Here is a 12,493-nt window from a genome sequence, read left to right on the forward strand (position 1 = left end):
ACCGCCCTGGGCGGCCAGCGCCGCCACGGGCGCTCTGCTGGCCGCCATGCTGGTGGCGGCGCTGGTGCTGCGCGCGCGCGGGCGCACGCCCGCGGCCACCACGGCGCGGCTGGCCGAGCTGCAGTCGCGCATCCGCCCGCACTTTCTGTTCAACACGCTCAACAGCGCCATCGCCCTGGTGCGCGCCGAGCCGGCCAAGGCCGAGTCGCTGCTCGAAGACCTGTCCGACCTGTTCCGCCACGCGCTGGTGGAGCAAGGCGAATCCACCACGCTGGCCGAGGAAATCGCCCTGGCCCAGCGCTACCTCGCCATCGAGGAGGTGCGCTTCGGCGCGCGCCTGCAGGTGCAATGGCACCTGGACGAACGCGCGGGCAGCGCCCGCCTGCCGCCGCTGCTGCTGCAGCCGCTGGTGGAGAACGCCGTCAAGCACGGCGTGGAGCCCAGCCCGCACGGCGGCAGGCTGCGCGTGCTGACCGAACTGCGCGGCAGCCGCGTCATCGTTCGCATCACCAACACCCTGCCCCCCGACGATGCCGACCGGGAGCCGGGCCACGGCATCGCCCTGGCCAACGTGCGCGCCCGCCTGGCGCTGCTGCACGACGTGCAGGGCGAATTCAGCGCAGGCGTGCAGGACGGCCTGTACCAGGTGCGCATCGCCCTGCCCGCCCCCGAAGGGAAGAAACCCGCATGAACATCCTCATCGTTGACGACGAAGCCCTGGCCCGCAGCCGCCTGCGCACCCTGCTGGCCGACTGCGCAGGGGGCCTGCCGGACGCGCAGCGCCACACCGTGGCCGAGGCCGCCAACACCGCCGAGGCCCTGGCCCATCTCGGCCCCACGGGCGGCCACACCTTCGACGTGGTGCTGCTGGACATCCACATGCCCGGCCAGAACGGCCTGGCCCTGGCCCATGCCCTCGGGGCGCTGCGGCAGCCGCCTGCGGTGGTCTTCGTCACTGCCCACGCCGACCATGCCGTGAGCGCCTTCGAGCTGGACGCCGTGGACTACCTCACCAAGCCCGTGCGCCGGGAGCGCCTGCTGCAGGCGCTCGCCAAGGTGCAGCGCAACACGCGCGCCCCGCTCCCGGCGGCAGCCCCCGACGTACCCGAGGGCGAAACCCTGCTGATCCAGGACCGGGGCCGCTCCGAGCGCCTGCCCGTCGCCGAAGTCCTGTACTTCAAGGCCGAGCAGAAGTACGTGACGGTGCGCACCGCCACCCGCAGCTACATCCTGGACGGTGCCCTGAGCGAACTGGAAACCCGCTTCGCCCCACGCTTTTTGCGCATCCACCGCAACGCGCTGGTGGCCCGCCGCGCCGTGCGCGCACTCGAAAAGCACTACGACCCCGAGGAAGGCGAAGGCTGGGCCGTGCGGCTGCAGGGATCGACCGAGCTGCTGGCCGTCTCGCGGCGGCAGGTGGCGGCGGTGCGGGAAGAGCTGGCGCGCTGAACGCTGCCGGTCAGTGGTAGTCGCTTTCGCGCTGGTGCCGGATGGCGCCCACGATGACGCGCTGGCTGTCCCGGATTTCAAACAGCGCCACATAGCCCGCTGCGCCAAATGGAATGACCAACTCGCGCACAAATGCACTCTCGCCCGCCTTGCGGCAACTGAAGGGGCTGTGGGCCAGCAGCTGGCAAGCGTGGCGGATGGCCCCGATGGCACGGTCGGCCCCATCCAGATCGCCGGTGGGGCTGCGCAGTTCGCGCTCCAGGATGTGGTCGAACAGGCGCTCCAGGTCTTGCAGCGCCTCGCGGCTGAAGATGACTTCGTAATCGTTCATGCGCGCTGGCGAGCGCGGGCAACGGCCAGCTTGTGTTCCAGCTTGGCAATCACGGCCTGCACGGGAATGCCGTCGCCCGCAGCCGCCGTGCGCTCGATCGCGGCCATGCCCCGGCGCACGAACTCCGCCTGCGTGCGCCGCCGGTTCACCTCGTTGCGCACGGCGGTTTCAACCAGCGATGCCAGGCTCTCGCTGCCTTCCAATGACTGCTCCATTTCCTGGCGGAAGGCAGGATCGACGCGGACAGGAGGGATGGTGGCGGTTTTCATCGTGCCAGTGTATCGCCGATGTGATGCAGACGCCAATTCAATGACCGCCGTGCGCCAGCCCGCTCACCGCCGTGACCACGGCCATGCCCGCCACCAGCCACGCCACCTGCGCCACCGTCTCGCGTGCGGTGAGGCGCTTTTGCAGTTGCGGGATCAGGTCGGCCAGCGCCACATACACGAAGCTGCTGGACGCCACGGCCAGGAAGTACGGCAGCCAGTCTTGCAACTGCCCCACCAGAAAGTAGCCCGCCACGCCGCCCAGCGCCGTGACGGCGCCCGCCAGCGACACCTTCACCAGCGCCATGCGCCGGTTGGCGCTGGTGTGGCGCAGCACGACCAGGTCGCCCATGTGGTGCGGCACCTCGTGCGCCAGCACCGAGACGGCGGCGATCAGCCCTAAGCGCAGGTCGGCGATGAAGGCCGATGCGATCAGGATGCCGTCGCCAAAGCAATGCACGCTGTCGCCCGTCAGCACGGCCCAGCCGCCGGTGCGCGGGGCTTGGTGATGGTGGTGGTCATGGTGTTCGTGCCCATGGTCATGCCCGTGGTGGTGCTCGTGCCCGTGGTGCCACAGCTCGGCCTTGTCGAGCAGAAAGAAGAACACCACGCCCACGAGCAGCGTGGCGAACAGGTCGTGCGCGCCCGCCTCGCTCTCGAACGCCTCGGGCAGCAGGTGCATGAAGGCGGTGGCGAGCAGCGCGCCCGCCGCCAAACTGAGCAGGTGCTGGCCCCGCCCGCCCAGGCCCAGCCGCATGAGCAGCGCCGCCAGCCACACGCTGCCGATGCCTGCGGCCAGTGTGGCCAGGATAATTGCTACCAATGTCATAGCTGCTTGCGCCCGTCCCTATTGGGCTAGAGGCGTATTTCTCTTTTAAAACAAAAAAAGCCCCGAAGGGCTTGGTGCCGTTTAGACCCCGTGCTGTTTGAACCAGGCCAGCGCCCGCTTCCAGCCGTCTTCGGCCGCGTCCTTGCGGTAGCTGGGGCGGTAGTCGGCATGGAAGGCGTGCGGCGCGTCGGGGTACACCACGAACTGCGACGCCCGGGCCTGGGGAGAGCCTTGGGCCAGGGCAGCTTTCATCTTATCAACCGTGTCAAGGGGGATGCCGCCGTCTTTCTCTCCGTACAGGCCGAGCACGGGGGCCTTCAGGATGGGGGCGATGTCCACGGGGTGCTTGGGTGTCAGTTCGCTGGCCTGGCCCACCAGGCGGCCATACCACGCCACCCCGGCCTTCACGGGGCCGTGCGCTGCGTACAGCCAGGTGATGCGCCCGCCCCAGCAGAAGCCGGTGATGCCAACGCGCGCCGCGTCGCCGCCGTTGGCGGTGGCCCACTGCACAGCACCGTCCAGGTCGGCCATGACCTGCGCGTCGGGCACCTTGGCGACCAGTTCGGCCATGAGCTTGGCGATGTCGGTGTACTGCGCGGCGTCGCCCTGGCGCGCATAGAACTGGGGCGCGATGGCAAGGTAGCCTGCCTTGGCGAAGCGGCGGCAGGTGTCGGCGATGTATTCGTGTACGCCGAAGATTTCCTGCACGACCAGCACCACGGGCAGGCCCGTCTTGCCTGCGGGCGCGGCGCGGTAGGCAGGCACCTTGAAGCCGCCCACGGTGTAGCTGACCTCGCCCGCCGTCAGGCCGTCGGCGGGCGTGGCGATGGCCGTCTGCGCCATGACGGGCGCGGCGGCAGCGGCATAGCCCAGCCCCAGCGCGGCCTGGAGCGCGGTGCGGCGCGTGGCGCCTGCTGCGGTGGTGCGGCCCGGCAGCAGGGCCTGGGCGTCGGAATGAAGGTCTTCAGTGAGCATGGACGTTCTCCAGGAGCAACAGGCCTGCAGTCTAGAGCGTGTTATGAACTTTTACGAGCCCACGAAAGCCGGGGAAAGGCCAGCGCTCGCGGCGCTGCTAGACTTTGCGCCCGCCCAGAAACCAACCAACATGCCTTCATCCTCCCAGCGCGACGAACCGGCGGCCTTGCTCACGGCGGTTCCTTGCGTGGCGGGCGGGCTGGGTCTGCTGGCCTGGGCCGCCACTGATACGGCCCTGGGCACGTCGGCGCGCACGGCGCTGGCCGTGGCGGGGTTGGCGCTGGTGGCCGCCGGGTACATGCACTGGCGCCTGGCGCGGCGGTGGCAGGCGCGGGCCGCCCGGGCCCTGCAGGACGCCGAGCGGGCCGAACGCCGCCTGCGCGAAGCCATGGACGCCATGCCCGCCGGGCTGGAGATCTACGACGAGCAAGACCGCCTGGTGCTGTGCAACGCGCACATGGCGCGCCTGCGCCCGCACCTGCCCCTGCAGGAGTCGCTGGGCAAGACCTACGAGGAGCTGCTGCGCGAGGGCCTGCGCCACGGCATTCCCGAGGAAGCCTCGGGGCAGGAAGAGCTGTGGCTGGCACACGAACTGGCTGCCCGGGGCCACCGCGCGGGCCCCGAGGTGCTTCACTACCCCGGCGGCGCCTGGATGCACGTACACGAACGCCGCACGCCCTCGGGCATGACGGTGTGCGTGCGCCTGGACATCACCGACCTGATCGCGCAGCGGCAGAAGGCCGAGGCCGCGCGCCAGGAGAGCCAGCGGATACGGCAGCTGCTGGAGCGCGCTGTCGAGGCCCTGCCCATGAGCATCGAGATCTACGACGCGCAGGACCGGCTGGTGCTCTACAACCAGCAGCTCTCGCGCATGTACCCGCACGTCAACTACGCGGAACACCTGGGCCACAGCTTCGAGAGCATTCTGCGGCATTCGGTGGCCCAGGGCCTGATCCCTTCGGCCACGGGCCGCGAGGAAGCCTGGCTCGCCGAGCGCCTGGCCGAGCACGGCAACCGCACGTCCACCCTGGTGCAGCGGCTGGCCGACGGGCGATGGATCAACATCTACGAGACGCGCACGCCCGAGAACTACGTGGTGGCCGTGCGCCTGGACATCACCGACCTGATCGCGCAGCGCCAGGCGCTGGAGCTGGCCAACGAAAAGCTGGCCCTGCTGTCCACCACCGACGGCGTGACGAACATCGGCAACCGCCGCCGCTTCGACGAGCGGCTGGCGACCGAATGGCAGCGCTGCGGGCGCCACCAGTCGCCGCTGGCGGTGGTGCTGATCGACATCGACCACTTCAAGCTCTACAACGACCACTACGGCCACCTGGCGGGCGACGAATGCCTGCGCCGCGTGGCCCAGATGCTGCAGGCCACCATCCGCCGCGCGGACGAGGTGGCCGCGCGCTACGGCGGGGAGGAGTTCGCGCTGCTGCTGCCCGACGCGCAGCTGGCCGATGCCGTGGTGGTGGCCCGCCGCTGCATGGACGGCCTGCGGGCTGCCGATATAGCGCACCCGCACTCGCCCACCGCACCGGTGCTGACGCTCAGCATCGGCGTCGCCTGCCTGGTGCCGCGCGCGGGCACGTCGGCCGATACGCTGGTGCGCGCCGCGGACGCGGCGCTGTACAGCGCCAAGTACGCCGGGCGCAACCGGATGGAAGTCTTCGCTCCGCCCCAGGGCGGCTGAGAGCGTGTTCGCGCTCTGAGGCTGACTCAGTGGGCCTTGTCCCAGTTGGGGCCCACGCCCACCTCGGCCAGCAGCGGCACCTTCAGCTCGGCCACGCTCGCCATCAGGCGCGGGATCTCGGTGCGCACCCAGTCCACCTCGGCCTCGGGCAGCTCGAACACCAGTTCGTCGTGGACCTGCATGACCATCTTCACGCCGGACTGCCTCGCGTCCAGCGCCTTCTGCACAGCCACCATCGCCAGCTTGATGAGGTCGGCTGCCGTGCCCTGCATGGGCGCGTTGATGGCCGCGCGCTCGGCGGCGGCGCGGCGCGGGCCGTTGGGCGAGTTGATCTCGGGCAGCACCAGGCGGCGGCCGAACACCGTCTCCACGTAGCCGCGCGATTTGGCCGACGCCTTGGTTTCGTCCATGTACTGCTTGACGCCCGGGTAGCGCTGGAAGTAGCGGTCGATGTAGGCGGCGGCGGCCTTGGTGTCTATGCCGAGGTTCCGGGCCAGGCCGAAGCTGCTCATGCCGTAGATGAGGCCGAAGTTGATGACCTTGGCGTAGCGGCGCTGTTCGCTGGTGACCTGGTCGAGCGCCACGCCGAACACCTCGGCTGCCGTGGCGCGGTGTACGTCCAGCCCGGCGTGGAAGGCGTGCAGCAGGGCGTGGTCGCCGCTGATGTGGGCCATGATGCGCAGCTCGATCTGGCTGTAGTCGCAGCTGGCGATGACGCAGCCGGGCGGGGCGACGAACGCCTCGCGCACGCGGCGGCCTTCGGGCGTGCGGATGGGGATGTTCTGCAGGTTGGGGTCGTTGCTGGACAGGCGCCCCGTGACGGCCACGGCCTGCGCGTAGTGCGTGTGGACGCGGCCCGTGCGCGGCAGCGCGAGCTGCGCCAGCTTGTCGGTGTAGGTGCCCTTGAGCTTGACGAGGCCCCGGTGCTCCAGCAGCTTGGCGGGCAGGGGGTAGTCCTCGGCCAGCTTCTCCAGCACCTCCTCGTCGGTGCTGCGCGCGCCGGTGGCCGTCTTCTTGACGACGGGCATGCCCAGCTTGTCGAAGAAGATTTCGCCCAACTGCTTGGGGCTGGAGAGGTTGAAGGGCTGGCCCGCGATCTCATACGCCTCTTGCTCCAGTTGCAGGATGCGCTGGCCCAGCTCGTGGCTTTGCGCGGCCAGCGTGGGCGCGTCGATCAGCACGCCGTTGCGCTCGATGCGGTACAGGGTCTCGCTGGAGGCGATCTCCAGCTCGTAGATGAAGCGCAGGCGCTCGTCGGCCTGCAGCAGGGGCCACAGCGCCAGGTGTACGTCCAGCGTCTGGTCGGAGTCCTCGCACGAATAGGCTGCGGCTTTTTCGACCGCCACCTGGGCGAAGGGGATCTGGTGCGCGCCCTTGCCGCACAGGTCTTCGTAGCTGATGCCGGTGCGGCCCGTGTGGCGCTCGGCCAGGCTGGCCAGGCCGTGGGGTTTGTGGACTTCGAGCACGTAGCTTTGCAGCATGGTGTCGTGGATGTAGCCCTGCACCTCGATGCCGTGGTTGGCGAACACGTGGCGGTCGTACTTGACGTGCTGGCCCAGCTTGGCGCGCGCGGGGTCTTCCAGCCAGGGCTTGAGGCGCGCCAGCACCTCGTCGCGGGGCAGCTGCGGGGGCGCGTCAGGCCCTGTGTGCGCCAGGGGAATGTAGGCGGCCTCGCCGGGGCGCACGCTGAAGGAGATGCCCACGATCTCGGCGCGCATCTCGTCGAGCGAGGTGGTTTCGGTGTCCAGCGCGGTCAGGTCGGCCTGCTGCAGGCGCTGCAGCCAGTGGTCGAAGTCGGCCCAGTTCAGGATGGTGTCGTACACCACGGTGCGCTGCTGCGCAGCCTCGGCCACAGGGGTGGCGCTGTGGTCGGAAAACAGCTCGCCGCTTTCGCCGGGCATGGCCACCGTGGGGGCAGGCGGCAGGGCGCGGGCCAGGCTCTTGAAGCCGTATTTTTGATAAAAATCGGCCAGATCGCTTGTCTGCTCTTCACCTACAGCTAGCGAATTCATAGCAGGCAGACCCTCCACGTGGCCCGCCAGCTCGCAGTCGGTCTTGATGGTGACGAGCTGCCGCCCTGTGGGCAGCCAGCCGATGGCGCCGCGCAGGTTCTCGCCCGCCACGCCCTTGATCTCATCGGCGCGCGCGACCAGCGCATCGAGCGAGCCGTATTCGTTCAGCCACTTGGCGGCGGTCTTGGGGCCGACCTTGGGTACGCCGGGCACGTTGTCCACCGCGTCGCCCACCAGGGTCTGGTAGTCCACCATCAGCGATGGCGGCACGCCGAACTCGGCCGTCACGCCCGCCACGTCGCGGCGCTTGCCGCTCATGGTGTCGATGATGGTGATGTGCTCGTTCACCAGTTGGCTCAGGTCCTTGTCGCCGCTGGAGATGACGACCTCGATGCCCTGCGCCGCCGCGCAGGCCGCCAGCGTGCCGATCACGTCGTCGGCCTCCACGCCGGGCACGCACACCACGGGCCAGCCCAGCAGGCGCACGACCTCGTGGATGGGCGCGATCTGCGCGCGCAGGTCGTCGGGCATGGGCGCGCGCTGGGCCTTGTACTCGGGGTAGATCGCGTCGCGGAAGGTGGGGCCGCTCGCGTCGAACACGCAGGCAGCGTAGTCGGCGCGCACCTCTTTCTTCAGCGCCTGCAGCATGTTGACCATGCCGCGTATGGCGCCCGTCTGCTGCCCATCGGGCCCGCGCAAATCGGGCATGGCGTGGAAGGCGCGGTAGAGGTAGCTGGAGCCGTCCACCAGGACCAGGGTTTTCTTGTCGTTCATGGCCCGATTGTGCCCAACAGGCTTTCCCTCTGGCGCCCTGGCGGCGCATGGTGTTGAATGGGCGCCTTTTGCATGGGGATGACCGCCTTGAAACTCAAAAAAATCGCACTCGGCACCCTGCTGGCACTGGCCGTGGCAGGCACGGCGGGCTGGTTCAGCCTGGACAAGGAAACCCGGGGTCTGCTCAAAGCCTTGCCGACCAACCGCGACCTGCTGTTCTGGAGCCAGGCGCAGCGCGACGCGGCCTTCCGCGCGATGGACCGCATCAGCCTGCTGGCCAAGTGGAACACCGCCCAGCCCTCGGCCACGCCGCGCGCCCTGCCCGCCGGGAAGCCGCTGGCGCTTGACGTGGACGTGGACGCCTACATGCAGGAACACCGCGTGGCCGCGCTGCTCGTCGTGCAAGGCGGCACGCTGCGACTGGAGCGCTACGGCCTGGGCTTTGACGGCGACGGGCGCTGGACGAGCTTCTCGGTCGCCAAGTCCTTCACTTCGACCCTGGTCGGCGCGGCGCTCAAGGACGGCCTCATCAAGAGCATGGACGACAAGGTGAGCGACTACCTGCCCGACATGAAGGGCTCGGCCTACGACGACGTGAGCGTGCGCCAGCTGCTCACCATGACCTCGGGCGTGCAGTGGAACGAGGACTACGGCGACCCGCAGTCCGACGTGGCGCGCTTCAACAACCACCAGCCCGAGCCCGGCGTGGAGGCGCTGGTGAGCTACATGCGCCGCCTGCCCCGCGCCGCGCCCGCAGGCACGCGCTGGAACTACAGCACGGGCGAGACCAACCTCATCGGCCTGGTGCTGGGCGCCGCCGTCCAGAAACCGCTGACCCAGTACCTGCAAGAGAAGATCTGGCAGCCTGCGGGCATGGAGCAGCAGGCCACGTGGCTGCTGTCCAAGACCGGCAAGGAGATCAGCGGCTGCTGCGTGCAGGCCGCGCCGCGCGACTACGCCCGCCTGGGCCAGTTCATCCTGGAAGGCGCGCAGGTACACGGCCAGAGCATCCTGCCCGCAGGCTGGCTGCAGCAGGCCACGCACAAGCAGGCCGACATCGGCATGCCGGGGCGGGGCTACGGCTACCAGTGGTGGACCTACGACAGCGGCAGCTTCGCCGCGCGCGGCATCTTCGGCCAGGGCATCTTCATCGACCCGGCGCGACAGCTCGTCATCGTCTCCAACGCCAGCTGGCACAAGGCCAGCGCCGCCAACAACCCCAGCGCCGCCGCGCGCGAGGACTTCTACCAGGCCGTGCAGAAGGCCGTGGACCGTGAGAAGTCGTAGGCGAAATCAACGGACCTGAACATTGCGCGCCATCTGCCAAGTGGGCAGGCGGCGGCGATGCCGCCTGCACCGTCTCAGAAAATCTGCACCGGCATTTCCGTCAGCAGCCGCAGTTGGTTGACGTTCAGCTCGCCTTGCGCCGTGTTGGCGCGATGCATGCCCCAGCGCAACTGCAGGGCCAGCCCTTTGAACTGGCCCTGCTGCACGGTGTAGCGCACCAGCACGTCGCGCTCCCAGTGCTTGCCGCCGCTGCCGCTGGCGCCCAGGTAGCTGGTGTAGACGCTGTTGGCACGGCGCCAGTCGATGCCGCTGCCGCGCGTGTAGCCCACGCCCACGGAGAGGCCCGGGGTGACGAACTGCCCCAGATCCACTTCGTACTTGAGCTGCCACGATGCCTCGTGCGGCGCGTTGAAGTCCGACAGCTGCATGGCGTTTTCGAGCCAGATGGAGCCCCGGTTGACGTAGTCGAACGGCGTGTCGCCATTCACCTTCTGGTAGCCCAGCCCGATCTTGTGCGGGCCGAAGGCGTAGGTGGTCATCAGGCTCCAGGTGGTGTTGTCCACCTCGCCCGCCCTGGCCTTGCCGGTGTCGGTGTTGCGATAGAGGTTCAGGCTGAAGGACAGCGACTGCTTGTCCGCCAGCGCCATCTTGTAGAAGCTGCCCAGGTACCACGTGTTCCACGCATCTTCGTATTGGCCCCAGTAGCTGGTCAGGGCGAGGCCGTTGACCGGCGTGGCCCAGGTGCCGCCCAGGAAGGCGAAGGCACCGCCGCTGACGCCCGAGTAGTTGGCCAGCAGGTCGCCGCCATTCTTGCGTGCGTTGCGGTCGGCCCATTGGGTGAAGCGCCCGGCCTGCAGCGACAGCGTGGGAACGTCGGTGCTGGTGATCAGCCAGCCACGGTTGGTCTCGGGCAGCAGGCGGGTGTCCGAGGAATGGAAGACGGGGTTCTTGGTGCGCATCTCGCCCACCTTCAGCTCGGTGGACGACCAGCGCAGCTTCAGCGCCGCGCCCGCGCGGCCGAAGCCGTCTTTCAACTCCCGGCCATCCTTGGCGATGTAGCGCGGCGTGCTGCGCACGCTGTCGGCGTCGGAGCCCAGGTTGACAGCGCCATAGGCGTGCGCGTCCAGCCCCAGGCCGACCACGCCGCGCGTGTAACCGGAGGTGTAGTTCAGCATCAGGCCGTAGGCGCTTTCCCTGGCATCGTCGGAGCGGGTACCCGCCACGGTGCGCGTGGTGTTGCCGCGCTGGTAGTCCAGCCTTTCATGCACCAGGCGGTTGAGCATGGTCAGGCCCGAGCCTTCGGTGAAGCCCTGGGCATCGTCCTGCGCGCCTGCATGCGCGGTGGAGAGGGCGCAGGCCATCAGGGCGGTCACGGCGCACAGGGTGTGTTGCAGCGGGCGGCTCATTGCTGGCCTCCGCGCGCGGCGATGTCCTGCAGGCGCTTTTTCGCCTTGGCGGGCACGCTGGCGGGCACTTGCAGCGCGGACAGCGGAGCATCGCCCACCTGCACCAGCATCACCATGCCCATGGCGTAGTGCGGCAGGCACTTGATGCCGTAGAGGCCGGGCTCGGTGAAGGTCACGGCGATCTCCTCGTCGATCTTGCCCATGAAGGGCTTGGCCACTGCGGGAATGATCTCAGGCATGGATGCGGCGTTGTGCGTCTGGTTCGTGGCCAGGAACTTGATGCTGTCGCCCGGCGCCAGCTTGACGAAGTCCGGCTCGTAGACCATGGCGCCGCCCTCGCCGCGGTTGAGCATCTTCACTTCGATGGTTGCCGCGTGCGCCAGCGGAGCGCCCAGCAGCACGGTTGCCAATAGCAGTTGGTGTTTCATGATTTTTCAGGGTTGGGAAAGGGAAGGGAGCGGGAGGAAGCGCAGCACGCGCCCGCCGTCGTGCGGATCGGTCAGCGCGCGCATCTCCACCTGGAAAACGTCGCGCACCAGCGCGGGCGTCAGCACCTCGGCGGGCGTGCCGGTGCGCACCACCCTGCCCTGCTGCATGACGGCCAGCCGGTCGCAGGCCAGCGCCTGGTTCAGGTCATGCACGGCCATCACCTTGGTGATGGGCAGTTGGCGGATCAGCTGCATCAGCGCCAGCTGCTGGTGGATATCGAGGTGGTTGCTCGGCTCGTCCAGCAGCAGTACGCCGGGCTGCTGTGCCAGCGCGCGGGCGATGTGTACGCGCTGGCGTTCGCCGCCCGAGAGGTGGTGCCAGGGGCTGGCATGGCGGTGGTGCATGCCCACGGCCTCCAGCGCGTCATGCACGATCCGGCGGTCGCGGTCATGCAGCGGCTCCAGCGTGGACAGCCACGGCGTGCGGCCCAGCTCCACTGCGTCATGCACGGTGATATCTTCCTGCGTTTCGGCCATTTGCGAGACGAAGGCCAGCCGCTGCGCAATCGCACGCCGGGGCATGCGGCGCATGCACTGGCCGTCCAGCAGCACCTGGCCTTGCTGTGGCGCGATCACGCCCGCCAGCAGGCGCAGCAGCGTGGATTTGCCCGAGCCGTTGGGGCCGATCAGGCCCAGCGTCTCGCCCTCCAGCACCTGCAACTGCACGTCGTGGAGGATGCGGGTCTTCCGGGCTTGCCAGCCCAGGCCCAGGGCCTGCAGCACGGGCGCGCTCATGAACGTTCGGCCGCGCGCCCGCGCAGCAGGATGGCGGCGAACACCGGCGCGCCCACCAGTGCGGTGATGACCCCGATGGGCAGCACCTGGCCTGTGATGAGGGTGCGCGAGACCACGTCCGCCGCGATCAGGAACACCGCGCCGATCAGCGCGCTGGCCGGCAGCAGCCGCTGGTGGCGCACGCCGACCAGAAAGCGCGCCGCGTGCGGAATCACCAGTCCGACGAAGCCGATGGCGCCGACGAT

The 12,493-nt window shown here is 69.1% G+C and carries 13 protein-coding genes; 4 read left to right on the top strand and 9 right to left on the bottom strand.

Translation table 11 applies throughout. From position 1 onward, the window contains the following. Both QM569_RS11910 and QM569_RS11915 read left to right on the top strand, forming a co-directional pair. Positions 1 to 691: sensor histidine kinase (locus QM569_RS11910; RefSeq protein WP_414987449.1), on the top strand; the 691-nt coding region annotated here is incomplete at its 5' end. Beyond that, the gene (locus QM569_RS11915) at positions 688 to 1,449 is read left to right on the top strand and encodes a LytR/AlgR family response regulator transcription factor (protein WP_414987450.1); all 762 of its coding nucleotides are present in this window, start codon (positions 688 to 690) and stop codon (positions 1,447 to 1,449) included. The genes QM569_RS11910 and QM569_RS11915, both read left to right, overlap by 4 nt. 10 nt (positions 1,450 to 1,459) lie before the next feature. Here the strand turns inward: QM569_RS11915 and QM569_RS11920 are convergent, their stop codons facing one another. The 4 genes from QM569_RS11920 to QM569_RS11935 all read right to left on the bottom strand — a co-directional run bounded on the left by QM569_RS11920 (position 1,460) and on the right by QM569_RS11935 (position 3,850). Further along, complete coding sequence (locus QM569_RS11920) at positions 1,460 to 1,780, bottom strand: type II toxin-antitoxin system RelE/ParE family toxin (protein WP_414987451.1); 321 nt, start codon at positions 1,778 to 1,780, stop codon at positions 1,460 to 1,462. Beyond that, positions 1,777 to 2,049 (bottom strand): YlcI/YnfO family protein, encoded by a 273-nt coding sequence (locus QM569_RS11925; protein WP_414987452.1) that lies wholly within the window; start codon positions 2,047 to 2,049, stop codon positions 1,777 to 1,779. The genes QM569_RS11920 and QM569_RS11925 overlap by 4 nt, the downstream gene beginning before the upstream one ends. Positions 2,050 to 2,086: 37 nt before the next feature. Further along, a complete protein-coding gene (locus QM569_RS11930; protein WP_414987453.1) occupies positions 2,087 to 2,875 on the bottom strand; it encodes a ZIP family metal transporter in 789 nt (262 codons plus the stop codon). Between the two features lie 81 nt (positions 2,876 to 2,956). Continuing rightward, positions 2,957 to 3,850, bottom strand: coding sequence for a dienelactone hydrolase family protein (locus QM569_RS11935; RefSeq protein ID WP_414987454.1), 894 nt, complete (start codon positions 3,848 to 3,850; stop codon positions 2,957 to 2,959). Positions 3,851 to 3,980: 130 nt separating this feature from the next. Here QM569_RS11935 and QM569_RS11940 point away from each other — a divergent pair, with 130 nt between their 5' ends. Beyond that, positions 3,981 to 5,546: a diguanylate cyclase gene (locus QM569_RS11940; protein ID WP_414987455.1), complete on the top strand. Its 1,566-nt coding sequence runs from the start codon at positions 3,981 to 3,983 to the stop codon at positions 5,544 to 5,546. Positions 5,547 to 5,572: 26 nt separating this feature from the next. Here the strand turns inward: QM569_RS11940 and polA are convergent, their stop codons facing one another. Then, a complete protein-coding gene (gene polA / locus QM569_RS11945; RefSeq protein WP_414987456.1) occupies positions 5,573 to 8,332 on the bottom strand; it encodes a DNA polymerase I in 2,760 nt (919 codons plus the stop codon). An 87-nt stretch (positions 8,333 to 8,419) separates the two neighbouring features. Here polA and QM569_RS11950 point away from each other — a divergent pair, with 87 nt between their 5' ends. Next, complete coding sequence (locus QM569_RS11950; protein ID WP_414987457.1) at positions 8,420 to 9,619, top strand: serine hydrolase domain-containing protein; 1,200 nt, start codon at positions 8,420 to 8,422, stop codon at positions 9,617 to 9,619. 74 nt (positions 9,620 to 9,693) lie between these two features. Here QM569_RS11950 and QM569_RS11955 read toward each other — a convergent pair whose 3' ends face one another. From QM569_RS11955 to QM569_RS11970, 4 genes are all read right to left on the bottom strand, one after another. Continuing rightward, positions 9,694 to 11,025, bottom strand: a complete 1,332-nt coding sequence (locus tag QM569_RS11955) for an OprD family outer membrane porin (RefSeq protein ID WP_414987458.1) — start codon at positions 11,023 to 11,025, stop codon at positions 9,694 to 9,696. Next, positions 11,022 to 11,453, bottom strand: a complete 432-nt coding sequence (locus tag QM569_RS11960; RefSeq protein ID WP_414987459.1) for a pseudoazurin — start codon at positions 11,451 to 11,453, stop codon at positions 11,022 to 11,024. Before QM569_RS11960 ends, QM569_RS11955 begins: the two co-directional genes overlap by 4 nt. A gap of 6 nt (positions 11,454 to 11,459) precedes the next feature. Further along, positions 11,460 to 12,248, bottom strand: a complete 789-nt coding sequence (locus tag QM569_RS11965; RefSeq protein ID WP_414987460.1) for an ABC transporter ATP-binding protein — start codon at positions 12,246 to 12,248, stop codon at positions 11,460 to 11,462. Beyond that, the coding region (locus QM569_RS11970) for an iron chelate uptake ABC transporter family permease subunit (protein ID WP_414987461.1) at positions 12,245 to 12,493 on the bottom strand (249 nt) is incomplete at its 5' end. The genes QM569_RS11970 and QM569_RS11965, both read right to left, overlap by 4 nt.

Source organism: Acidovorax sp., from assembly GCF_047607405.1.
In the GTDB taxonomy this organism is placed as follows: domain Bacteria; phylum Pseudomonadota; class Gammaproteobacteria; order Burkholderiales; family Burkholderiaceae_C; genus Acidovorax.